A 23,387-nucleotide genomic window follows, 5' to 3' on the forward strand; every position below is an offset into this window, starting at 1 on the left:
CGGCATTTTTAATGAATAGCTCCTGTCAATCAGTTATTTGAAGCCGTAGCCCAGGCTCACAATCAGCGAGTTGGTTTGTAAGCTTTGGCCCAGGGCCTCCACCGCCAGGCGCGAGAGGGCCAGGTCCACGCGCAGGCCGCTGATGGCCACGCCGGCCCCCAGGCTGTACTGGCCCTTCTGTACCTTATTGCCACTGAAGTCAGTAATCTGTTGAAAGTCGCCGACGCCCCCGCGCAGAAATACCAGGTTTTTGTAGCCCAGCTCCACGCCGGCGCGCGGGTTAATACTTACCGGCCCACTGGCAATAAGGGTATTGCGCTTACCGTCGGTGGTAACTTCCAAATCGGTCGACACCAGGGCCGTAAACTGTTGGGGTAGCTTGAACTGCCGGCCCGCACCCAGCACCAAGCGCGGCAGTGTGACTTCGTTGCGGTTGGCGGGCACGGGGTCCGTCCCGTTGGCAACGGCGCTGTTGGGGCCCTTCTGGTACTGGTCGGCGTTGATGCTCCAGGCGGTGAATGTAGTGGTTACGTCGCGGGCTGCTAAGCCCAGTTTCCAACCCTTGTAGTTGTACTGCACGCCCAGGTCGACGCCGAAGCCGTAGGCATTGGCATAGTTGCCCACGTTGCGGTAAATCAGCTTGGCGTTGGCCCCAACGCTCAGGCCCTCTACCTGCCCAATTTTGCGCGCGTAGGACAGCAGCATGGCGTAGTCAGCCACCGAGAAGTAAGTAATTCTGCTGTAGTCGATGTAGCCGTACTCATTGATGAGATTGCGCGTATCGGCGATATTGTCTACGCCCAGGCGCATGATGCTCACGCCGACGGTACTTTCCTTGTCGAGCGGCATCGAGAATGCGGCATAGTCGTTCTTCACGATGCCCGAGAACAGCTCGGAGTGCATTAGCACGCCGTCGTACTTGTGAGTTTGGTTGGCCAGGCCGGCCGGGTTCCAGTAGCCGGCGGTGGCGTCGTCGGCCAAGGCTGTTTGCACCTTGCCCATGCCTAATGACCGGGCACCCACGCCTACGTTTAGGAAGTCGTTGCTGTACTTGGGCGCGGTGGTGCTTTGGGCGGCGGCGGGCAGGGCCAGGGCCCCGAGGGCCAGGGCCCCCAGCCACCGCCGGGCGGCGGCGTAGCGTTGAGTCATATCGATAAACGGACGGTAGATTTTTTTCGCAGACGGAACGCAAGTTACCGCTTTCTGGTGCAGCGCGGTCCCCGGAATCAGACAAGAATTGGCGGTGGGCAGTGCAATTGGCCCCGGCGGGGCCCCAGCGCGGTTGCGGCGGTAAAAATATTTTTAAGGCAAAAAGTGCCTAAACTACTCACTGATACACTTTTTCAATTCAATCTAGGAAAAGCACCATATTAATTTGAAACAGTACCTTGCAAAACAAAGTACCTACCATACATTTGTACTGTTCATCACCCACTAGCCCACTCATCGCCCATGAAACTTGAAAACACCCAGGTGCAGATGCGCAAGGGCATCCTGGAGTTCTGCATCCTGGAAATAATTGCCCGCGGCGAGGCCTACGCCTCCGACATGCTGGAGGAGCTGACGGCGGCCCGCATGATTGTGGTGGAGGGCACGCTCTACCCGCTGCTCACGCGCCTCAAAAACGCGGCGCTGCTCGATTATACTTGGAAAGAGAGCACCAGCGGCCCGCCCCGCAAGTACTACATCCTCACCCCGGCCGGGGCGCAGTTTCTGCAGGAGCTGCGCGACACGTGGGAGGAAATGGCCCTGTCCGTGGGCATCATCCGCCAGGGCCGGCCGCCCGGCGACACCCGCTGATGCGGCCCGCTTTTTTGCCTTTCACTCACCCGACTTCAACCGGCCTCGTTCGGCCTTCTTTCGCATGAAAAAGAACATCAGCATCAACTTGCAGGGCCTCATCTTCCACATCGAAGAAGACGGCTACGAAGTACTCGGCCGCTACCTGGCCGAAGTGAAAGCCCACTTCGCCAGCTTCCGCGGCCACCAGGACATTGTGGCCGACATCGAGGGCCGCATCGCCGAAATTTTCAGCGCCCGCCTCTCGGCCGCCAAGCAAGTCATCACCTTAGAAGACGTGGAGGCCATGACGGCCAAAATGGGCCGGGTGAGCGACTTCGCCTCGGACCTCGACGAGGACGACGACGTTGAAACGGCCGGCACCTTTGCTGGGGCCCCCACGGCCGGTGCCTACGCCGGCAGCGCCGCTGGCCCCGCCGCCGCGGCCGCCGACGGGGCCCCCAAGCGCCTGTTTCGCGACATGGCCCACCGCAAAATTGCGGGCGTGGCCGCCGGCCTGGCCCAGTACTTCGCCATCAACCCGCTGTGGGTACGCTTGGCCTTCGTGGCGCTGGCGCTCTTCAAACCGGCCTTGCACATCGGCCACACCATGGACTTCGATAACCCGGTGAATTTCTCGGGCTTCGCCGTGCTGCTCTACGTTATTCTGTGGGTGCTGCTGCCCAAGCGCTACGACGCCCCCAACCCCGACGACATCGCGCCCGGCACGGGGCCCCTGGCCGGCCGGCGCTTGTTTCGCGACACCGATACGGGCAAAATCGGGGGCGTGGCCGCCGGCCTGGCCTACTACTTCAACCTCGACGTGACGCTGGTGCGGGTGGTATTGCTGGCGGGCCTGTTTGCGGGCGGCTTTACGCTCATCCTCTACCTCATCCTGTGGGTGGTGGCCCCCGAAGCCAAAACGGTGTCGGAAAAAATGCAGATGCGCGGCGAGGGCGTGACCCTCTCCGGCATCGACAACAACCTGCGCGCCACAGCACTCGACGCCGACGGCAACCCCGTGGCCACCGCCCCCAACCGCCCGGTGGGCGCGTTTCTGGAAGGCGCGGCCCGCGGGGCCCGGCCGGCCGTGAGCTTCCTGGGCACCCTGATTCGGTGGGGCGTGGGGGCCCTGCTCATCTTCACGGGGGGCAGCATGCTGCTCAGCTTGTTTACCATGCTGGGCGTGGTGGCGGGCCTGCTGCCGTCGGCCTCGGTGCGCGGCAACGGGTGGGGTGGCCTGCATTACGACAACGGCAGCAGCGCCCAGGGCTTTGCCGCGGTGCTGCACAACGTGCAGCCCTGGGCCGGCGTGGCGGCGCTGCTGGCGGTAGGCATTCCGGTGCTGGCGCTGGTGCTGCTGGGGCTGCGGCTCATCCTGCGCCGCTCGGTGCTGGGGCGCCTGGGGGGCCTCTCGCTGCTGGGCCTGTGGCTGGTGGGCGTGGCGGGCACGGCCGTGGCCGGCGGCCAGTTGGCCCGCGAGTTCCGCACCCGCGGCAGCGTAACGACGACCCGCCCGCTGGCCCCCGTGCCCGGCCGCAGCCTGGTACTGGCCATGCGAAGCGGCGACGACGAAGACGGCGACGAGTTTTTCGAAAGCGTGGACGTGAACATTGCGCCGGCCGATAGCGGCCGGACGCCGTTCATCGAGCAGGAAGTGCGGGCCCGGGGCGCTTCGGCGGCCGCCGCCCGCCAGATGGCCACCTCCTCGGTGCACTACAGCTTTACCCAGCAGGATTCGGTGCTAACGCTTGACCAGGGCTTCACGCTCACCAACGACGCGCCCTTCCGCAACCAGAAGGTGACGCTGACGCTGCACCTGCCACTTGATAAAAACTACCGCCTGACCAGGAACTTCGTGGACCGCCTCGATGACGACAACTTCCAGGGCAACCGCCGGCCCAGCGGCAGCGACGCCTACCGCGCCCGCCTGCTGCGCAACGGCCGCTTCCAGTGCCTCGACTGCCCCGCGGCATCGAGCAGCGATAACGAAAATAACGACAACAGCAGCGCCGACAATAACGACAGCAGCGACGATAACAGCGACGACAACAGCGACGACAACAGCGACGGCGTGCGCCTCAACTACGGCGGGGCCCCCAGCTTCGACACTGACCTGAACAGCTACGGCAGCGGCCGCCGCTCGTTCAGCGAGACGGACTTTACCCGGGTGAACGTGGTGGGTGGCTACCGCGTGGTGGTGCGCCACGGCAACGCCTTCAAGATTGAAGCCGGCGGCAACCAAGACGAGCTGAACGACCTGCGGGTGTCGCGCGACGGCAACACGCTGGAAATCAAACCCCGCGACACCTCGCTCTTCGGCAAAGACTGGGACCGTGACCAGGAGAAAGTACTCATCCGCATCGAAATGCCCGCCGTGGAAAGCCTGGAGCTGGCCGGCGGCATCCAGGCCGACCTCGGCGGCTTCGACCGCCAGGACCGCCTGCGGGTGCAGCAGGCCGGCGTGAGCCACCTGCGCCTCAACGGCAACTACGGCACCCTGAAGCTGTCGCTGGCCGGGCCCTGCCGCACCACCGCTACCGGCCACGCCGACGACCTCTCCTTCGACGCCGCCGGGGCCGCCGAGCTGGCCGGCGCCAACCTCCAAACCCGCACCGCCCACGTCAGCCTGGTCGGAGGCTGCAAAGCCCGCCTCAACGTGAGCGAAACCCTCTCGGGCGAAACCGTGGGCGGCAGCGAGGTAGCCTACAGCGGCAACCCCAAAAGCGTGAAGGTGAGCGCCATCGGCGGCTCCAGCTTCCACCGGCTATAGGGCTGCTGGGGCCCCGGCAAAGTTTTTCTGCGCCGGGGCCCCAAAGCGGGCAACCCCGCCCCCACCGGCCGCATCTATTGACCCACGAAACCTGCCTAACAAAGGAAGGATCCCTCAGACTGGTGAGTGAAATGAGGTTCCTTCCGGCCGAAGCCCCCGGGCCGCCCCCTGCTGCAACAGGAAGGCCCAGGCTTCGGCCATTTCGTTTTTAATGGTGCCCTCCAGAATGGCTTCGAGCACGGCATTTTTCAGCTCGCCCACGTCCTTCGAGGGCTTGAGGCCAAAGGCTTCCATGATGATTTCGCCGGTGATGACGGGCTTGAAGTTGCGCAGGTGGTCCTGGGCTTCCACCTCCTTCAGCTTCTCCTCCACCTCCGTGAAGTTGCGCAGGTAGCGGGCCTTGCGCTCGTGGTCCTTGCTGGTGATGTCGGCCCGGCACAACAGCATCAGCCGGTCGATGTCGTCGCCGGCCTCGAAGAGCAAGCGGCGCACGGCGGCGGCGGTCACGGTTTCCTTCACCAGCGCGATGGGGCGCAGGTGCAGGCGCACCAGCTTTTGCACCATGCGCATCTCCTCGCCCTGGGGCAGCTTCAGGTCGGCAAAAATGCCCGGCACCCACCGGGCCCCTTTGTCCTCGTGGCCGTGGAACGTCCAGCCCTGGGCCGGGAAGTAGCGCTTGGTGGCGGGCTTGGCGATGTCGTGCAGCACGGCGGCCCAGCGCAGCCACAAGTCGCCGCCGGCCGCCGCCACGTTGTCGAGCACTTGCAGCGTGTGGTAAAAATTGTCCTTGTGTGTCTGCTTGCCCACCTTCTCCACGCCGTAAAGCTGCGCCATCTTCGGGAAGACGAGGTGCAGCAACCCGGTCTGGAACAGCAGCTTAAACCCGTAGCTGGGCAGCGGCGACTCGATAATCTTGTTCAGCTCGGTCGTAATCCGCTCCTGCGACACGATCTTGATGCGCTCCTTATTGCGCACGATGGCATCGTAGGTATCGGGCTCAATATCAAACCCCAGTTGCGAGGCAAAACGCACGGCGCGCATCATGCGCAGCGGGTCGTCCGAAAACGTTACGTCGGGCCCCAGCGGCGTGCGAATGGTCTGCGTGCTCAAGTCCTGCATCCCGCCGTAGCGGTCCACCAGGGCCCCAAAGTCGGCTGGGTTCAGGCTCAGGCCCAAGGCGTTGATGGTGAAGTCGCGCCGGGCCAGGTCGTCTTCCAGCGTGCCGGTTTCCACCTCGGGCTTGCGGCTTTCGGCGCGGTAGCTCTCCTTCCGGGCCCCCACAAACTCGATTTCGCCGGCCTCCTGGGTGGGCAGCATGGCGGTGCCGAAGTTCTTGAACACCGTCACTTTGCCCCGCCCGGGCAGGCGGCGCCCCACCTCCTCGGCCAGGGCAATGCCGTCGCCCACGGTCACCACGTCGATGTCCTTGCTGGCGCGGCCCAGGGCCAGGTCGCGCACGTAGCCGCCGATGACGTAGGCCGGCTGGCCGAGGGCCCCGGCCGCGTCGGCGATGGTGCGAAAGATGGGCAAATCGGGCAGTTCGGGCGTGTTCATGGGCGCAAAGGTCGGGCGTGGGCCGTATTCGGGCCGCACGGCTGCCCCCAATTCGGGCGGGCCTGGCTACTCGCGCACCACTTCCAGGGCCCCGCCGGCCCCCAGGCGCACCACCCGCGAGGGGGCCACGCGGGTCGCGTCGTCGCGCCGCCAGTTCACCACGTGGTCGGCGCCATGTAGCAGAGCGGGGTCAATTTCGCTGTACACGGCGGGGGCCGGCTCGCCGGGCTTGTTGGCCGACGTGGACACCAGTCCGTGGCCCAGCCGGCGCACTACTTTGAAGCAAAACTCGTCGTGCACAATGCGCAGGCCCACCGTGCCGTCGGGGCCCACTAAGCCGGGAGCCACGGCGCGGCTGGCGGGCAGGATGTAGGTAGTGGGGCGGGTTTGGGCGGCCAGGGCGGCTTCCAGCCCGGCGGGCACCTGGGCGGCGTAACGGGCCAGCATGGCCAGGTCGGCCACCAGTACGATGCTGGGCTTGCCGGCCTCGCGGCCCTTCAGTTTGTACAATTTCTCGACGGCGGGCGGCACTTCGGCGTCGCAGCCCAGGCCCCACACGGTATCAGTGGGGTACAGAATGACTTGCTGGAGCAGCAGTGCATCGACGGCGGCGTCTACTTCTTGCTGGAAGAACTTCATCTCAAGGGAGTTATAAGAAAGCTAATACTAAACCGCCGCGACGCTCTGGCAAAGTTCTACCAGTACGCCGCCGGCGCTCTTGGGGTGCACGAAGCACACGAGCTTGTTGTCGGCGCCGCGCTTGGGGGCCTCGTTTAGCAGCACGAACCCTTCGGCGCGCAACCGGGCCATTTCGGCCACGATGTCGTCGACCTCGAAGGCCACGTGGTGAATGCCAGCGGGCTTTTTCTCCAGGAACTTGGTGATGGCACTGTCGGGGCTGGTGCCGGCCAGCAGCTCAATTTTAGAGCCGCCCACCTGGAAAAAAACCGTGTCGACGGCCTCGCTGGCCACGTGCTCCGTTTTATAGGGCGCTGTGCCCAGCAGCTTAGTGTAGAGGGCAGTAGCGGCGGCTAAGTCGGGCACGGCCAGGCCGAGGTGTTCGAGATTGGTGAGCATAGAAAGGACGGGGCGGTTATTATTCAGAATGTTTCTATTTTTGTGGGCCCAAAGAAAACCGTTTATCTTGGAATGGTGTTCTACCACCGGCTGGCTTTTCGCCGGTTCCCTCCCCCGCCAACAACCGCCTTCGCGCAATGCTTAAGCTCCCCATTTACCTCGACAACAACGCCACTACGCCCCTCGACCCCCGGGTGCTGGAAGCGATGATGCCCTACTTGACCGACGTGTTCGGCAACGCGGCGTCGCGCAACCACCCCTTCGGCTGGGCCGCCGAAGAAGGCGTGGACTACGCCCGTACCCAGATTGCCCAGCTCATCGGCTGCGATTCGAAGGAGATTATCTTCACCAGCGGCGCCACCGAGGGCGATAACTTGGGCATCAAAGGTGTGTTTGAGATGTATGCCCAGAAGGGCAACCACGTCATCACCACCACTACCGAGCACAAAGCCGTGCTCGATACGTGCAAGCACCTCGAAAAAATCGGCGGCCGTGTGACCTACCTGCCCGTGGACGAGTTGGGCCTCATCAGCCTCGCCGACCTCGAAGCAGCCATGACGCCCGAAACGATTCTGGTGACCATTATGTACGGCAACAACGAGACGGGCACCATCCAACCCATCCGCGAAATCGCCGCCATCGCCCACAAGCACGGGGCCCTGTTCATGACCGACGGCACCCAGGCCGTGGGCAAGATTCCGGTTGATGTAAATGCCGACGGCATCGACATCATGGCCTTCACGGCCCACAAAATGTATGGCCCCAAGGGCATTGGGGCCCTATACGTGCGCCGCAAAAATCCGCGCGTGAAAGTGACCGCCCAGATGGACGGCGGCGGCCACGAGCGCGGCATGCGCTCAGGCACCCTCAACGTGCCCGGCATTGTGGGCATGGGCAAGGCCTGCGAGTTGGCCCGCCTGGAAATGGCCGCCGACGCCGCCCGCCTCAGCGTGATGCGCGACCGCCTGCAAGCCGAGCTGATGACGATGGAGGAAACCTACGTGAACGGCTCGGTGGAAAGCCGCCTGCCCCACGTGGCCAACATCAGCTTTAAGTACGTGGAAGGCGAAGGCCTGATGATGGGCGTGAAAGACTTGGCCGTATCGTCGGGCTCGGCCTGCACCTCGGCCTCGCTCGAGCCCAGCTACGTGCTCAAGGCCTTGGGTCTGAGTGACGACCTGGCGCACTCCTCGCTGCGTTTCGGCCTGAGCCGCTTCACCACCGACGAGCAAATCGACTACGCCATCAACCACGTAAAAGAGGCCGTCACCAAGCTCCGCGAAATGTCGCCCCTGTGGGAAATGCACAAGGAAGGCATCGACCTCAGCAAAATTGAGTGGGCCGAGCATTGATTTCAATTAAAAATTGAGAATTAAAAATGACGCACATTAGGCGTTGCTTAATTTCACCCTCAATTTTTAATTCATAATTTTTAATTCCTAATTCAAAAAAGCCATGGCTTACTCCGATAAAGTAATCGACCACTACAGCAACCCCCGCAACGTGGGCACGCTGGACAAAAGCAAGAAAAACGTGGGCACCGGCTTGGTGGGGGCCCCCGAGTGCGGCGACGTAATGCGCCTGCAAATCGAGGTGGACGAAGCCACCAACACCATCACCGACGCCAAGTTCAAAACCTTCGGCTGCGGCTCGGCCATTGCGTCGTCGTCGCTGGCCACGGAGTGGTTGAAGGGCAAGACCGTGGACGAGGCCTTGGCCATCGACAACATGGAGATTGTGGAAGAGCTGGCCCTGCCGCCGGTAAAAATCCACTGCTCGGTGCTGGCCGAAGACGCCATCAAATCGGCCATTTCGGACTACCGCGTGAAGAACGGCCTGCCCGCCCTGGAACTAGCTCACCACTAGTAGCCACGGAACTGACAGTGGGGCTCCGCAGCGCCCCGGCTAACGCCGGGCTGCTGCGGGGCCCCACTTTTTCTGCCTTATTTAGAATCCTTCTTCACCGTATCTTTGTTAGGAAATTACCGCCCCGGCTCCGGCCAGGCGTTTGAACCGCATAACCGACACTTGCCATGATTACCGTATCCGATAAAGCCAAGGAGAAAGTAGAGCGCCTGATGCACGATTCTGAACTGGACGCCACGTACCGCCTGCGGGCGTCGGTGGCCGGCGGCGGCTGCTCTGGCCTGAGCTACAAGCTGGACTTCGACAATGAGGTACGGCCGATGGACCAGGAGTTCGAAGACAAAGGCGTGCGCGTGGTGGTGGACATGAAAAGCTTCCTGTACCTAGCCGGCACCGAGTTGGATTTCTCGGATGGCCTGAACGGCAAGGGCTTCCAGTTCAACAACCCCAACGCCTCCCGCTCTTGCGGCTGCGGCGAAAGCTTCTCGGTATAAACCGCCTTGAATACCAGAACCAATTAGGGGCCCCGTGCAGTGCGCACGGGGTCCCTTCTCTTTTAATTCGGTTTTAGATATTCTACAGCCGCGGGTCCACGGCCTCGCTTTCCAGGGCCAGCACACCGAATACGCACTGGTGCACGCGGCGCAGGGGCTGGCCGGCCACGAAGCGCTCCAGGCCTTCCACGCCCAGCGAAAACTCGCGCAGGGCCAGGTTGCGCTTGGCTTTCACGTTGCGCTGGCGCAGGCGCTCCAAGTTGCCGGGCAGCAGGTAGTCGGGGCCGTAGATGATGCGCAGGTACTCGGGGCCCCGGCACTTGAGGGCCGGTTGCAGCAAGCTCTGGCCCTTGAGGGGCACGAAGTCGTAGGGCTTCACCACCATGCCCTCGCCGCCAGCCACGGTGAGGTCCGTCCACCACTGGATGGCGGCTTCTACTTCGGCCGGGTCGGCCAGGGGCACCACCCGGTAGGGCGTGGCGCGCAGCAGGCCCGGGTCGGCCAGGGCGAAGGCGCGCAGCGTTTCCATGTGCCAGGCGTGGTCGCGGTCGAAATACGTGTGGCCCTCGGTGGCGAGCAGGTGGAAAGGGGCCAGCTTTAGGTCGTTAAGCGAATGCACCGGCCAGCAGTAGCGGCGGTAGGCGTCGGCGTAGTGGGCGGCGGCTTCGCGGCGGGCCGTGGTGCGGGCCAGCAGGGCCCCGGCGCCGTCGAGGCCGCGGGCAGCGGCTTCGGCCAGCACGGCTTCGGCCTGGGGCAGGGCGGCGGTGGCGGCGGCGGCCACGGCGGCGTACTGGGTTTTCACCAGTTCCTGGGCCTTGGCCGACCACGGCAGCAGCTCGGCGTCGAGGCATACCCAGTCGGTGTCGAACCGCTCCCAGAAGCCGGCCGTGGCCAGCGCGTCGCGCAGGCGGGCCAGGAAGGCCATTTCCAGGGCCCCGTCGGCGAAGAAGTTGCGCCCGGTGCGCGTGTAGCATTTGCCGAGGCCCTCGCCCACAAGGCCCAGGCGGCGCTGGATGGCGGCTTCGTCGCGGCCCAGCACCACCACCACGCGGCTGCCCATGTGCTTTTCCTCACAGACCACACGCGCCACGCCCTGCTTTTGGTAGTAGGCGAAGGCTTCGGCGGGGTGCTCGAGCAGGTCGGGCAGGGCCGATGTTTCGGTGGGCGACATGGTGGGCGGCAGGTACAGCAGCCACTTGGGGTGCACGGCGAAGCGCGATATCACCTCCAAAGCGGCCACCGCGTTTTCTTCCCGGATGGTGACGCCGCGCAGTAGCCGGGTTTCGATGAACTGCTTGCCCGTTACGTCGCGGATGTCGAGCAGGTCGTCGTTTTCGTGCTGGGCAGTAGTTGTTAGTTGCTCGTTATCAGTTGTTAGCTCGTGCTGGGCTTGCGCTTGGAGGGCGCGGTAGTTGAGCGGGCGTACGGGCTCGCTGTACACTTGCGCGGCGGGCACGGCCACCAGCTCGCGCTCGGGGTAGCGCAGGGCGGTGAGGCGGCCCCCGAATACGCAGCCGGTGTCGAGGTCGATGGTGTTGTTGAGCCACTCGGCATCGGGCACGGGCGTGTGGCCGAAGGCCACCAGGGCCCTACCGCGGTACTCGCGGGCCCACTCGTAGCGCACGGGCAGGCCGAATTCGTCAATCTCGCCGGTGCTCTCGCCAAACAGCGCGAAGGCCCGCACGGCCCCCGAGCCGCGGCCCTGCATGGCCTCGGGCAGGCCGGCGTGCGCCACCACCAGCCGGCCGCCGTCGAGCACGTAGTGGCTCACCAGCCCATCCAGGAAGCGCCGCACCTCGCCCTTGAACGCCTCGGGCTCGGGCTCCAGCTGGGCCAGGGTTTCGGCCAGGCCGTGGTTCACGGTCACATGCTTGCCACTCAGGTGGCGCAGCAGCTTGATGTCGTGGTTGCCGGGCACGCACAGCGCCGCGCCGTCGCGCACCATGCTCATCACCAGGCGCAGCACCTGCGGCGAGGCGGGGCCCCGGTCCACGAGGTCGCCTAGGAACACGGCCCGCCGCCCGGCCGGCGGCACCACCCGCACCCCCAAATCCCGCACATCCGTCACCGGCTCTTCAACAATCTGGTAACCCAGCTTTTCGAGCAGCGCGCGCAACTCGTGGTAGCAGCCGTGCACGTCGCCGATGAGGTCAAAGGGGCCGGTTTCGTCCTGGCGGTTGTTGTAGAGGCGGTCGCGCACCACGGTTTGCACGGCGTCGACTTCCGCTTCCCCGCGCAGGTGGTGCACGTGCCGGAAGCCTTCATCCTTGAGGGTGCGCAGGCTTTTGCGCAGCGCCTGGCGGTGGCGGGCCACCACGTGGGGCCCCACGCCGCGCCGCTCGGGGCGCTGGGCGTTGCGGGCCAGGGCCACGCCGTCGGGCACGTCGAGCACGATGGCCACGGGCAGCACGTGGTACTGCCGGGCCAGGGCCACCAGGGGCTTGCGGCCCTCGGGCTGCACGTTGGTGGCGTCCACCACCGTCAGCAGCCCGCGCTTCAGGCGCTTGGCCACCAGGTAGTGCAGCAGCTCAAAGGCGTCGGCGCTGGCCGCCTGGTCGTTCTCGTCGTCGGCCACCAGGCCCCGGCACGTGTCCGACGACACGATTTCGGTGGGCTTAAACAAGCGCCGGGCAAACGTGGACTTGCCCGCCCCCGTGCTGCCAATAAGCAGGATAAGGGCAAGCTCGGGGACTTTGAGGGTATCTTGGGGCATGGAAAACAACGACAAAATTGAGGATAACTCCTCATTCAAAGACCTAAGAAAAATAATTGAGGGTTTTGATGCCTTAAAGGGTTTGGTTAATTTATTCGATACTCTAGGCATCAATAACGAAGAGCTAAGCCAATCCTTTGAGGGACTTGAGAAACTGAAATCGCAATTTGATATACTATCTGAATCACCTGATAAATTCAATAGCTTTTTTGCAAAAAAAGGATGGATAGCTCATGAATCAATGAATCAGGATTTGATACTTAGATGTATTGAATTTGCCGAAAGCAATCAACCTGATATTGGTGAAGAAAACTTAATAGAATATTATAGTTCAAATCAGATATACTGGCTAGTAAGTCGTTTGCAAGGTATTTCAGCTTTTAGAAAACGTTATCCCCTACTAAAACTCGCTTATCAAGACACATTAGAAGGACGCTTTCATAGCGCCGTTCCCATCATACTTATGATGATGGATGGAGTTGTGAGTGATATCAATAGCAATGAGGGGTTCTTTGCTGATAAGTCAGATTTGACAGCATGGGATTCTATAGCAGCTCACAGTACAGGATTGATGGTCCTGAGAGACATATTAAGTGCTAGTCGCAAGAAAACTTCAGAGGAAACGATTTTAATGCCGTTTAGAAACGGAATACTTCATGGTAGAGACTTAGGCTACGCCAATCGGACTGTTGTCGCCAAATCTTGGGCAGCTCTTTTTGCTGTCAATGATTGGGCACGCAGTATAGAAGATGGCAAAAAGCAAGCTCCACCTGTTAAACCAGAACCAACGTTGAAAGAACAACTGGAATCTCTTATTTCGTCTGTAAATAGTTTAGAGAAGAGTAAGGAAGCAAATAAGAAACTAGAATCGTGGAAAGCTAGAAATTTAATTATTGGGGTAGATGTACCCGAAAAAGGAAAATCAGAAGATTATGCAATCTCTACACCTGAACAAGAAGCAATTCGGTTTGCAGAGTACTGGCAAGGAAAAAGATATGATTTAATTGCAAAGCAAGTCCATTATCATTTTGTGAAAAATATAAATTACAAGAAGGAAACTGGTAAAGCTAGGGCGGCTTTAGAGAAAAATACTTTGGTTAATTATAAAATTTCAAAAATAACTGACTGTACACCAGCAATTTCAGAAGTTGCTTTACTAGTTACTATTGAACGCAATGGAAACATACATGAGTTACCTATTCTGCTACGCTTAATTTATCAGAATTTAGATGGAAATATATTAGTATTCGGTGAGCCAGACGGCCGTTGGTTATTTGTTGAAAGCTTCTTTCATACGCTTGAATACTTAGATTAAAAGACAATCTCAAACACCGCCAGCTGCGACGGGGCCCCCACGCCTTCCGCTTCCTCGCCCATGCCCACCAGCCGCACTTGGTAGCCGTGGCGCTCGGCGACGGCGGTGGCCCAGGCGGCAAACTCGGCGCGGGTCCACTCGAAGCGGTGGTCGTCGTGGCGGAATTCGCCGGCGTTTAGCTTTTCAAACAGCTGGTTGTAGTCGGCGTTGGGCGTCGTAACGAAGACGTGCGCCGGGCGAGCCTGGCCGAACACCACGGCTTCGAGGGCGGCGAGGCGGTTCTCGTCCAGGTGCTCGATGACTTCCACCAGCGCCGCCGCGTCGAAGCCAGCCAGCCGCTCGTCGCGGTAGAGCAGCGAGCCCTGGATGAGGTCGAGGCGGGCGCGCTGGCGCGGGGGCATTTCGGCCAAGTGCAGGCGTTGCGCCGCCCGGCTTAGGGCTTGGTGCGACACGTCCATGCCCAAAATGTACTCGATTTTGGGCTGGCGCAGGAGCAGGCGCAGCAGCTTGCCTTCGCCGCAGCCCAGGTCGAGCACGCGCTTGGGGCCCAGGTCGTAAATCTCCTGGGCCACTTGTTGGAGGCGCTGGTCGTGGAGGCTCAGCTTGGGTTCGGCCGGGGGCTCCGCGGCGGCGGTGGGCGCGGCCGGGGCGGGGGTTTCCAGGGCGTCGGGGGCCCCGGGTTCGGGCAGCTCTTCCTCCGTGCCTTCCAGCAGCCGCGCCAGCGTGGGGTTCACGTAGGCGGCCAGGTAGCGCAGGTAGCGGCGCGTGATGAAGCCGCGCTCGGGGTGCTGGGGCAGCCAGCCGGCGCCGCGGTGCAGCAGCTTTTCGGCCTCGTTCTCGCCGATGTAGTAGTGCTTGTCGTTGTCGAGCACCGGCAGCAGCACGTAGAGGTGGGTGAGCACGTCTTGCAGGCGCAGGCCGGCGTGGCGCAGGTGCAGGGTGTAGTAGCGGCTGTCGCCCCAGGCGGGCACGGTGGGGTCGAGGGGCGTAGTTTCAATCTCAACTTCATAGCCCAGCGGCTCGAAGAGGCGGCGCGGCCAGTCGGGGCCCGGGGCCGATACCACGGCCACTTTCACTTCCAGCGGCAGGGCCTGGGCGGGCAGGTTGGGGCGGTCTTTGCAGGTGCCGTTCATGGCCGTGCCGAAGGCCTTGCTCAGGGCCCCGCTCAGAAACGACGAGGCTACGTAGGGCCGGTCGTTCACGTACTGCTCCAGGGCGAAACCCTCGCCGCCGGGGCCCCGGTCGCGCACCAGGCCCACGGGGTCGAGGTCGAGCAGCAGTGCCGCCGTGCAGCGTTCGGCGGTGGCTTCGGGGTAGAATACGTGGGCCAGGCCCCCGGCCACCTCCACGCTTTGCAGGCGCGCGGGGTTCTTGTGGAGTAGGTAGCCGAGGTCGGTGGCCGGCTGGTAGGTCGTGGTGATGGTGAGGAGCATGGGCAGCGGAGGAACGGGGCCGCACCGCGGAGCCGGGTGCAAGCAGCGGCAAGCTACGCCCGGTTATATTTCCGCGTTGCTCGCCGCCGTCGCCCATGAAACGATTCCTTTGCCTGCTCTTGCTGCTGCCGCTGCCATCCTATGCGCCGCGCCCCGAGCAAAAATTCAAGGAATGCCCCTGCACGCACACCGATTTGCAGAAACGGCTTTACAACCAGATTCTCACCGAATTAATAGAGCATCATTTCTACAATTATTACCTCCCCGAATCAGAGTCAGAAACAATTATCAAAGGTGTTGTGGCACAAGTGGGTATTGCGAAACTTGACCGTTTAGCAGCGCACTACCAGAACCAGCAATTCAACCACAAATCGCGCTTCAAAACAATTTATTTAGATACGATTTCCCGCAAGTCATTTGCCGGGTCCATAGGTTTAGAAGTCAACCCAGACGCAATGAATGGACTTTCCGTAACAAAAGTCTACGCGCTGATTACACAGGTTACTCCCCAGCACGAAGCCGCGGCTGCCACGCAACTGAATACCCTGCAAAAGGTGATGGTTCCCGCCGATTTTCAACTCTGCACCGCCAAAATAGCCTACGCCGCCCCAAGGGCACCCCACGAATACGCTCGCGAACAGGACGCCCACCAATTCGGTAGCGTTCGATTTTCGAACATCGTATTCAACGCCGATGAAACCCAAGCCTTACTCAGCTACGACTGGTACTGCGGCCCTAAGTGCGGCTTGGGTGAATTATTAGTTGTTCACAAAGTAGCCGGCAGATGGCGCATCAAGCACGCCGAAATGCTGTGGATTTCCTAGCAAGCCGGACGGACTTTACGCCGAATTACCAAGGGCGTGGGGGCCCAAAGCGGCGCGTTTATTCCCACAGCGGGTAGTGCTCGAGCTGCACTTCCTGGCCGAAGAAGATGCGGGTACTTTCCTCGAACGAGCGGGTGAAATCGGACACGTAGAAGTGGTGGGCCGGTGGGGCCCCGGCGGCCGGCGCGGCTAGCAGCTGGCGGCTCTCCAAGGCTGCGGCCACGGTGGCCGCCACCACGTCGGAGGGGTCGAGCACGGCCACGCGACCCTGGTAATAATCGTCGATTTGGGGCTTGATGAGGGGGAAGTGGGTGCAGGCCAGCAGCAGGGCATCGATGCCTTGCAGGGCCGGGTGGTCGAGGTAGGCACGGATAATTTCCTCCGACACGCGGCCCGCGAAAAAGCCTTCCTCAATCATGGGAATGAGCAGCGGCGTGGCCAGTGGGTGCAGGTCCACGCCGAGGTCAAGCTGGTCGATTTTCTTGCGGTAGATGTTGGAGCCCACCGTTTGCTTGGTGCCGATGAGGCCCACCGGGCGGCCGGCGTAGTGGCGGCCCACGTGCGCCACTACGGGGTCTATCATACCCACCACCAGGGCCTTGGAACCCACGTACTCGCGCACCAGCTCGTAGGCCGCGGCCGAGGCCGAGTTGCAGGCGATGAGGATAAGCTTGCAGTGCTGGCGCAGCAGCACGTCGCAGATTTTGATGGAATACGCCTGGATGGCGGCGGTGCTTTTCTCGCCGTAGGGCAGGTGGGCCGTGTCGCCGAAGTACACCAGCCGCTCGTGGGGCAGGCGCTGGGCCACGGCGCGGGCCACAGTGAGGCCGCCGATGCCGGAGTCGAAAACGCCAATGGGCCGGGCGGCGGGGTCGGGGCTGGGGGCGGCGGGTGCGGTCATGGGGCAAAGGTAGCGGGCGCATCCAGGCGGGCTTTTAGGGGCCCCAGGGACCCGCTGGTTTTTGCCACGCGGTGCCCTACCTTGCCGCCTCCATTTCTTGCCCGTTCGCCCATTATGAGCACTGTTTTGGCTGAGATTGATAACGCTTTAGCGGCCCACGACCCGCGGCGGGGCCGGCCCGTGGCCATCTACTTAGGGGCCCATAAGTTCACCCAGCTTACGCTCGACGCGGCCCACGCGCCCCTGCCTGGCCTTAGCACCGACGCTGGCCGCCCCCTCACCTACCGCCACCTGGAATTGCTGCGCGACGAAGTGGACCTGGACAGCCTGCGGTTGATTTAGTGCTTCGCAAGCGCCACTACGGCGCTAGGCGCTCCAGCAGCACCACGGCACACCCGTGGTAGGCGGCCCGGCCAAACTCCTGGTAGCCCAGCTTGGCCGCCAGGCCCCGCGAGGGGGAGTTGGCCTCGTCGATGAGGCACACGGTGCGCGGGGTGGGCAGGTGGGCGTCGCCCCAGGCCAGCGCGGCCCGCGTGGCCTCGGTGGCGTGGCCCCGGCCGTGCGCGTGGGGAGCCAGCACCCAGCCCACCTCGGGCCAGCCTTGTAGCGAGGGCTCGATGTTGCGGTGCCAGTTGCCGAAGCCGACGGCCCCGATGAATTGGCCGGTGGCCTTTTCTTCGACTGCCCAAAAGCCGTAGCCGCAGAGCGACCACAGGCCGGTGTGGCGCAGCATTTTGGTCCAGACTTCTTCCGCGGGCAGGGCCCGGCCCCCGAGGTATTGGTAGAAGGCTGGCTGCTGCCACATCGCCAGAAAAGGAGCCAGGTCGGCGGGGTAGTGGCCGCGCAGGCGCAGGCGCTCCGTTTCGAGGACGGGGACGGTCATGGCAGGAGTTATTTCAGCATCGGTTGCAGCGTGCCCCACACCGTGCGGGCCACGATGCGGTGCCCGGCCGGCGTGGGGTGGATGCCGTCTTTCTGGTTGAGCTTGGGGTCGCCGCCCACGCCCACGAGCAGGAACGGGATGAGCGCCACCTGGTTTTTGGCGGCGATTTCCTGGTAGAGCTTTTTAAAATCGGCGGCGTAGGCCTGGCCCAGGTTGGGCGGAATTTGCATGCCGGCCAGCACGATTTGGGCCCCGGGGCTGCGGCGCCGCACCGTGTCGATGATGCCCTGAAGGTTGGCGCGGGTGGCGCTTAGGGGCAGCCCGCGCAGGCCGTCGTTGCCGCCCAGCTCCAGCACGAACACGGCCACCGGCTGGCGCAGCACCCAGCCCACGCGGCTGCGGCCGCCAGCGGTAGTTTCGCCGCTCAGGCCGGCGTTGATGGTTTCGTAGTTCAGCTTGGCGGAGTCGATTTTCTGGCCAATTAGGGCCGGGAAGGCTTCTTCGGGGTCGACGCCCAAGCCGGCGGTGATGCTGTTGCCGAAGAACAGGATGCGCTTTTTGGTGCCGGGCACGGGCGCCGCGGCGGGGGCCCCCGATGCGGCGGCGGACGTTTTTTCGGCGGGGGCGTTGGAGTTGCACGCGCCCAGCCCGAGGGCGAGCAGCGCGGCAACCAGCGGGAGCGGCAATTTCATGGGCAGGGGTTTGGGGCAAAAGTCGGCACCTCGGGCGAAAGTTTGTGCCGGTCCTCAAACGATGCAGGGGCCCCGGCCGTTATGGAGGCGGCGGATGTGAACAGGAAGCAGCGAACCCACCAGGCCGTCATGCTGAGCGCAGCCGAAGCATCTCTTCCGCTGACTAATCAATCCAATCGGCTGGTTAGTCAGCGGGCGAGATGCTTCGGCTGCGCTCAGCATGACGGCCTTGCGTACTAGCATTTCTGCCAATTTTTTCCATAAACACTAAATATCCGCCCCGTTTCCGCGTCTACCCCAATTAGGGCCCCAAGGCCCGATTTCCTTCGCAATTCGTTCGCAATGAGCATTCTTAAAGTCGAAAACCTCACCAAATCGTACCCCAGCGCCGGGGGGGCGCCGCTCACGGTGCTGCACGGCGTCAGCTTTGAGCTGGCCGCGGGCGACACGTTCGCCATCGTGGGGCCCTCGGGCTCGGGCAAAACCACGCTGCTGGGCCTGTGCGCCGGCCTCGACCGCGCCACTTCGGGCAGCGTGTGGCTCAACGGCATTCAACTGGATAACCTGAGCGAAGACCAGCGGGCCGCCGTGCGCAACCAGCACGTGGGCTTCATTTTCCAGAACTTCCAGCTGCTGCCCACCCTCACGGCCCTCGAAAACGTGCAGGTGCCCCAGGAGCTGCGCGGCGAAAAAGGCAGCGCCGCGTCGGCCCGGGCCCTGCTCGAGCGCGTGGGCCTGGGCAAGCGCGCCCACCACTACCCGGCCCAGCTCTCGGGCGGCGAGCAGCAGCGCGTGAGCCTGGCCCGCGCCTTCGCCAACCGCCCGGCCCTGCTCTTCGCCGACGAGCCCACCGGCAACCTCGACCCCGACACCAGCGACACGGTGGTGGACCTGCTCTTCGAGCTGAACCGCGAGGCTGGCACCACGCTCGTGCTCGTGACCCACGACCTGGAGCTGGCCGCCCGCACCCAGCGCACGCTGCGCGTGCGCGGCGGCACCGTGCAGGACGACGTGCGCAACCAACCCGTTAGTAACCAAGCCCGTGCATAGGGCCCCGACGACGGAAGGCGCGGCCGGCTGGGGCTGGCTGCTGCGCATGGCCTGGCGCGACAGTCGCCGCGGCCGGGGCCGGCTGCTGCTGTTTGTGGCCGGCGTGGCGCTGGGCATCGCGGCGCTGGTGGGCATCAACTCGTTTGGCGACAACCTGGCGCGCAGCATCAACGAGCAGGCCCGCGAGCTGGTGGGCGCCGATCTGGTACTGTCGAGTAACCAGCCGTTTGATTCGACGCTGGTGCCGGCACTGCGGCGGCTGAGCCCGGTGCAGGCGCAGGAGCGGGCGTTTGGCTCGCTGGTGCAGTTCCCGCGGGTGCAGGGCGTGCGGCTGGCGCAGGTGCGCGGCATCACGGGCGGCTTCCCCTATTACGGCGAGTGGGACGTGCAGCCGCGCGCGGCGGTGGCGGCCTTCCGGGCCGGCCGCGGGGCCCTGGTGGACGACGTGCTGCTGAGCCAGTTTGGGGCGAAAGTGGGCGACTCGGTGCGCGTGGGCCGCAGCGGCTTTTTGATTTTGGGCACGGTGCTGCACACGCCGGGGCAGTCGGGCCTGGGCAGCGCGGTGGCGCCCACGGTGTTCGTGCCGGGGGCCCAGGTGGCGGCCACCGGGCTGGTGCAGCGCGGCAGCCGGGTGCAGTACCGGCAGTACTTCCAATTTGCGCCCACCGTGGACGTGGCGGCCCTTATCAAGCCCTTCGAGGCCCGCTTCGACCGGGCCAACATTGACTCCGACACCGTGGCCAGCCGGCAGCAGCGCACCGGCCGCGCCTTCCACGACCTCACCCGCTACCTGAGCCTGGTGGCCTTCGTGGCGCTGCTGCTGGGCTGCGTGGGCGTGGCCAGCACGGTCAGCCTCTACGTGCGCGAGAAGCTGGCCGCCGTGGCCGTGCTGCGCTGCCTGGGCGCCAGCGGCCGCCAGGCGCTGCTTATTTACCTGATTCAGACGGCCGGGCTGGGCCTGCTGGGGGCCCTGATTGGGGCCGCCTTGGGGGCCGGGGTGCAGGCGGTTTTGCCGCGCGTGCTCGGCGATTTTCTACCGGTGGCGGTGCGCGTGGGCGTGTCGTGGCCGGCCATTGCCACCGGCGTGGGCGCGGGGCTGGGGCTGGCGGTGCTGTTTGCGCTGCTGCCGCTGCTGAGCATCCGGCGGGTGGCGCCGCTGCGGGTACTGCGCGCCGCGTTTGAGGCCGATACGGCCGCGCCCGACCCGCTGCGCGGGCTGGTGCTGGGCGTGCTGGCGCTGGGCATCCTGGGCTTTGCGTACCTGCAAACCCACGAGTGGAAGCTGGCCCTGGGCTTCGGCGCGGGGCTGGCGGCGGCGCTGGGGGCCCTGGCCGGCCTGGGCTGGGCCCTGACGTGGGCCGTGCGCCGCTACTTTCCCGGCGGCTGGGGCTACGTGTGGCGGCAGGGGCTGGCCAACTTGTACCGCCCCCAAAACCAGACGCTTACGCTCATCATCTCCATCGGTCTGGGCACGTTCCTGCTGGCTACGCTATACCTCACCCAGGGCCTGCTGCTGAGCCGCGTGGCCACCGCCGATTCGGGCAAGCAGCCCAATCTGGTGCTCTACGACATTCAGCCCGAGCAGCGCGCTGGTGTGGAGGCGCTACTTGTCCAGCGCAACTTACCCATTGTGCAGCGCGTGCCCATCGTCACGATGCGCCTCTCGGCTATCAACCGCCGCACGGTGACGCAACTAAAGCGGGACACCGCGGGCGGCAAAGGCATTCCGGCCTGGATCCTGTCGCGCGAGTACCGCGTGACGTACCGCGACACGCTGAGCGCCAGCGAGAAACTAACCGCCGGCACCCTCCCCCGCCGGGGCCCCACCGGCACGCCCTACGTGTCGGTGGACAACTCCTACTTCGAGCGGGCCAAGCTGAAACTCGGCGACACGCTCACCTTCAACGTGCAGGGGGCCCCGCTGGTGGCCATCGTGGGCGGCACCCGCGAGGTGGACTGGAGCCGGGTGCAGACCAACTTCCTGGTGCTCTTCCCGAAGGGCGTGCTGGAGGAAGCCCCGCAGTTCCACGTCATCCTCACGCGCACGCCCAACACGGCGGCGCTGGGCGCGGTGCAGCAGGCCCTGGTGCGGCAGTTCCCCAACGTGTCGGCCCTTGATTTGGGGCTGATTCTGCAAACCGTAGATGACATTTTGAGCAAGATTTCGTTCGTGGTCCGCTTTATGGCGGGCTTCAGCATCGCCACCGGCCTGCTGGTGCTGGCCAGCTCGGTGGTGGTGAGCCGCTACCAGCGCGTGCGCGAAAGCGTGCTGCTGCGCACCCTGGGGGCCAGCCGCCGCCAAATTTTGCGCATCACGCTGGTCGAGTATGCGCTGCTGGGCCTGTTGGCCTCGCTGGCCGGCATCATGCTGTCGGGGCTGGCGGCGTGGGCCCTGGCCACGTGGGTGTTCGATTCGCCCTACGCGCCCAACCTGCTGCCGCTGCTGGGCCTGGCGGCGGGCGTGGCGGCCCTCACGGCGGCCATCGGCCTCTTCAACAGCCGCGACGTGCTGACCCGCCCGCCGCTGGAAGTGCTGCGCGCCGAAGGCTAAACCAAGCCACGTCTTAATTTGCCAGCCAATGGCCGCTGGTCCCACTGCCGGGGCCAGCGGCCCACTTGCGATAAAATGAGGACAGATTACTCCTGGTTATTGCCTGGGCTGCTCAGCTGCTTGCTACTCCAAGCACCCCGTTTGGCCTGCGCGCAGCAGGTATTTTTGCCGAAGGTGGCCCCCAATGCCAACGTCGGGGACATTGCTTTTGACCCCGCCACGGACCGCGCCGACTTCAAACGTTGCGGCGAGGGCCAGTACGACGTGCCCCAGTACTACCAAAGCAAAACGGCCTACGCCGGCGGCACCCAGGCCCTGCGGCAGCTTCTCGTCACCCCCAGCCTGCCCCGCGGAACCGCGGCGCTGAGCGGCTACGTCACGGTTCGCTTCCTCGTCAACTGCCACGGCGACACCGACCGGTTCCGGGTTACGCAAATCGACGCCGATTACCGGCCGGCGCAGTTCAGCCCGGCCCTTGTGGCCGAGTTGCTCCGCCGCACCAAGGCTTTGCACGGCTGGCAGCCCGGCCACTTTCCCGGGCCCGGGGCCCACCAAGGCGAAGCCCTGGATTGCTACTGTTACTTGATGTTCAAGATTATCCACGGCCGCGTAGTCGATATTTTGCCATGAAAAAGCTGCTACTAGCCCTGGCGTGCTCGCTGGGGGCCCCAGCGGCGCGGGCGCAGGACGTGAACTGCGCCCTGTACCCGCCCGGTAGCCCTTGCCGGCGGGCTTGCGACCTGTACGAGTCGCCCGCGCGGGAAGCCACCAGCCAGGGCAGTGCCCGCTCCCAGCAATACTTCGACGAAGTGCTGGCGCTGTGCCCCACGTTTGCCGCGGCCTTGCGCGAGAAGGCCGTGCCCTACCTCAAGCGGGGCGATTTTGGCACCTGGAAGAAAATGATGGACGAAGTAGTGCGGCTGCAACCCGCGCAGTACCTGGGCTACCGGGGCTGGTGCCGCTTCGAGTTTTTGCGTGACTACCAGGGCGCGGCGGCCGACCTGACCCGGCTGCTGGCCCTCACCCACGGCAACGCCGGCTACAGCAACGACGGCGACTACGATTTGCGCATCGTGCTGGCGTTGTGCAAGCGCGAGCTGGGCGACCCCCGGGGGGCCCTGGCCGTGTTCAACCAGTGCATTCAAGCCAACGAAGCGCAGCAGCGCGTGGGCCTCTACGACTACTTGCACCGCGGCGTGACCCGGCTTCGGACCGGTGACTACGCCGGGGCCCTGCGCGACTTCAAGCGCGAACAAGGGCAAGCCAAGGAGCTGGCCGATACCGAGTATTACGTCGGCTTGGCCTACCGGCGGCAGAAAAATAAAGCCCTGGCCCGGCAGCATTTTGTTCGGGCCGAAGCCCTGTTCCAGCAAGGCCACCGCCGCTACCACGACTACTGCGAGCCACTGGATGCCGTGTACCTGGCAGATATTCAGCAAGCCCTGGCAAGCAGATGAGCGAAGGGCGAAAACGGCGCGGCGG

21 protein-coding genes are annotated in these 23,387 nt (G+C 63.9%); 12 read left to right on the forward strand and 9 right to left on the reverse strand.

The features are described 5' to 3' along the window. Nucleotides 1-33: 33 nt before the first annotated feature. Nucleotides 34-1,149, reverse strand: a complete 1,116-nt coding sequence (locus AXW84_RS13585) for a PorV/PorQ family protein (protein WP_068234136.1) — start codon at nt 1,147-1,149, stop codon at nt 34-36. A gap of 303 nt (nt 1,150-1,452) precedes the next feature. On the opposite strand from AXW84_RS13585, the gene AXW84_RS13590 reads away from it, so the two are divergent. Continuing rightward, complete coding sequence (locus AXW84_RS13590) at nt 1,453-1,800, forward strand: PadR family transcriptional regulator (protein WP_068234140.1); 348 nt, start codon at nt 1,453-1,455, stop codon at nt 1,798-1,800. Nucleotides 1,801-1,864: 64 nt separating this feature from the next. Beyond that, a complete protein-coding gene (locus AXW84_RS13595; protein WP_068234143.1) occupies nt 1,865-4,552 on the forward strand; it encodes a PspC domain-containing protein in 2,688 nt (895 codons plus the stop codon). Between the two features lie 114 nt (nt 4,553-4,666). On the opposite strand, the gene AXW84_RS13600 is transcribed toward AXW84_RS13595, so the two are convergent. The 3 genes from AXW84_RS13600 to mce form a co-directional block, all read right to left on the reverse strand. Continuing rightward, nucleotides 4,667-6,106: a CCA tRNA nucleotidyltransferase gene (locus tag AXW84_RS13600; protein ID WP_068234147.1), complete on the reverse strand. Its 1,440-nt coding sequence runs from the start codon at nt 6,104-6,106 to the stop codon at nt 4,667-4,669. Between the two features lie 66 nt (nt 6,107-6,172). After that, on the reverse strand, nt 6,173-6,745 hold the full coding sequence (locus AXW84_RS13605; RefSeq protein WP_068234150.1) for an L-threonylcarbamoyladenylate synthase: 573 nt from the start codon (nt 6,743-6,745) through the stop codon (nt 6,173-6,175). A gap of 27 nt (nt 6,746-6,772) precedes the next feature. Next, on the reverse strand, nt 6,773-7,183 hold the full coding sequence (mce, locus tag AXW84_RS13610) for a methylmalonyl-CoA epimerase (RefSeq protein ID WP_068234153.1): 411 nt from the start codon (nt 7,181-7,183) through the stop codon (nt 6,773-6,775). A gap of 137 nt (nt 7,184-7,320) precedes the next feature. Here mce and AXW84_RS13615 point away from each other — a divergent pair, with 137 nt between their 5' ends. From AXW84_RS13615 to AXW84_RS13625, 3 genes are all read left to right on the forward strand, one after another. Continuing rightward, nucleotides 7,321-8,535 (forward strand): IscS subfamily cysteine desulfurase, encoded by a 1,215-nt coding sequence (locus tag AXW84_RS13615; protein ID WP_068234156.1) that lies wholly within the window; start codon nt 7,321-7,323, stop codon nt 8,533-8,535. Nucleotides 8,536-8,638: 103 nt separating this feature from the next. After that, a complete protein-coding gene (gene iscU, locus AXW84_RS13620) occupies nt 8,639-9,049 on the forward strand; it encodes a Fe-S cluster assembly scaffold IscU (RefSeq protein WP_035561862.1) in 411 nt (136 codons plus the stop codon). A 167-nt stretch (nt 9,050-9,216) separates the two neighbouring features. Further along, complete coding sequence (locus AXW84_RS13625) at nt 9,217-9,543, forward strand: HesB/IscA family protein (RefSeq protein ID WP_068234160.1); 327 nt, start codon at nt 9,217-9,219, stop codon at nt 9,541-9,543. Nucleotides 9,544-9,625: 82 nt separating this feature from the next. On the opposite strand, the gene AXW84_RS13630 is transcribed toward AXW84_RS13625, so the two are convergent. Then, nucleotides 9,626-12,256: a polynucleotide kinase-phosphatase gene (locus AXW84_RS13630; protein ID WP_068239415.1), complete on the reverse strand. Its 2,631-nt coding sequence runs from the start codon at nt 12,254-12,256 to the stop codon at nt 9,626-9,628. Here AXW84_RS13630 and AXW84_RS24985 point away from each other — a divergent pair. Beyond that, on the forward strand, nt 12,255-13,571 hold the full coding sequence (locus AXW84_RS24985) for a hypothetical protein (protein ID WP_157887016.1): 1,317 nt from the start codon (nt 12,255-12,257) through the stop codon (nt 13,569-13,571). The genes AXW84_RS13630 and AXW84_RS24985 overlap by 2 nt on opposite strands. Here the strand turns inward: AXW84_RS24985 and AXW84_RS13635 are convergent. Further along, nucleotides 13,568-15,004, reverse strand: coding sequence for a 3' terminal RNA ribose 2'-O-methyltransferase Hen1 (locus AXW84_RS13635; protein WP_068234163.1), 1,437 nt, complete (start codon nt 15,002-15,004; stop codon nt 13,568-13,570). The two genes, AXW84_RS24985 and AXW84_RS13635, sit on opposite strands and share 4 nt — an antisense overlap. A 95-nt stretch (nt 15,005-15,099) precedes the next feature. On the opposite strand from AXW84_RS13635, the gene AXW84_RS13640 reads away from it, so the two are divergent. After that, nucleotides 15,100-15,828, forward strand: coding sequence for a hypothetical protein (locus AXW84_RS13640; RefSeq protein WP_068234166.1), 729 nt, complete (start codon nt 15,100-15,102; stop codon nt 15,826-15,828). A gap of 58 nt (nt 15,829-15,886) precedes the next feature. Here the strand turns inward: AXW84_RS13640 and murI are convergent, their stop codons facing one another. Further along, on the reverse strand, nt 15,887-16,729 hold the full coding sequence (murI, locus tag AXW84_RS13645) for a glutamate racemase (RefSeq protein ID WP_068234169.1): 843 nt from the start codon (nt 16,727-16,729) through the stop codon (nt 15,887-15,889). Between the two features lie 114 nt (nt 16,730-16,843). On the opposite strand from murI, the gene AXW84_RS13650 reads away from it, so the two are divergent. Next, on the forward strand, nt 16,844-17,071 hold the full coding sequence (locus AXW84_RS13650; protein ID WP_068234172.1) for a hypothetical protein: 228 nt from the start codon (nt 16,844-16,846) through the stop codon (nt 17,069-17,071). Nucleotides 17,072-17,087: 16 nt separating this feature from the next. Here AXW84_RS13650 and AXW84_RS13655 read toward each other — a convergent pair whose 3' ends face one another. Then, on the reverse strand, nt 17,088-17,612 hold the full coding sequence (locus AXW84_RS13655; protein ID WP_068234175.1) for a GNAT family N-acetyltransferase: 525 nt from the start codon (nt 17,610-17,612) through the stop codon (nt 17,088-17,090). A gap of 8 nt (nt 17,613-17,620) precedes the next feature. After that, the gene (locus AXW84_RS13660) at nt 17,621-18,304 is read right to left on the reverse strand and encodes an arylesterase (protein WP_068234178.1); all 684 of its coding nucleotides are present in this window, start codon (nt 18,302-18,304) and stop codon (nt 17,621-17,623) included. Nucleotides 18,305-18,646: 342 nt separating this feature from the next. Between AXW84_RS13660 and AXW84_RS13665 the strand changes: the two genes are divergently transcribed. The 4 genes from AXW84_RS13665 (at nt 18,647) to AXW84_RS13680 (ending at nt 23,362) form a co-directional block, all read left to right on the forward strand. Next, the gene (locus tag AXW84_RS13665; RefSeq protein WP_068234188.1) at nt 18,647-19,354 is read left to right on the forward strand and encodes an ABC transporter ATP-binding protein; all 708 of its coding nucleotides are present in this window, start codon (nt 18,647-18,649) and stop codon (nt 19,352-19,354) included. After that, nucleotides 19,347-21,905 carry an ABC transporter permease gene (locus AXW84_RS13670; RefSeq protein WP_335339469.1) on the forward strand — a complete coding sequence of 853 codons (2,559 nt, stop codon included), beginning with the start codon at nt 19,347-19,349 and terminating at the stop codon, nt 21,903-21,905. Before AXW84_RS13665 ends, AXW84_RS13670 begins: the two co-directional genes overlap by 8 nt. A 141-nt stretch (nt 21,906-22,046) precedes the next feature. Further along, entirely contained in the window at nt 22,047-22,535 is a 489-nt protein-coding gene (locus AXW84_RS13675; RefSeq protein ID WP_068234193.1) for a hypothetical protein, read from the forward strand. Further along, nucleotides 22,532-23,362 (forward strand): tetratricopeptide repeat protein, encoded by an 831-nt coding sequence (locus AXW84_RS13680; RefSeq protein WP_068234196.1) that lies wholly within the window; start codon nt 22,532-22,534, stop codon nt 23,360-23,362. The genes AXW84_RS13675 and AXW84_RS13680 overlap by 4 nt, the downstream gene beginning before the upstream one ends. The last annotated feature ends 25 nt before the right edge of the window (nt 23,363-23,387 follow it).

It is taken from the genome of Hymenobacter sp. PAMC 26628 (assembly GCF_001562275.1).
In the GTDB taxonomy this organism is placed as follows: domain Bacteria; phylum Bacteroidota; class Bacteroidia; order Cytophagales; family Hymenobacteraceae; genus Hymenobacter.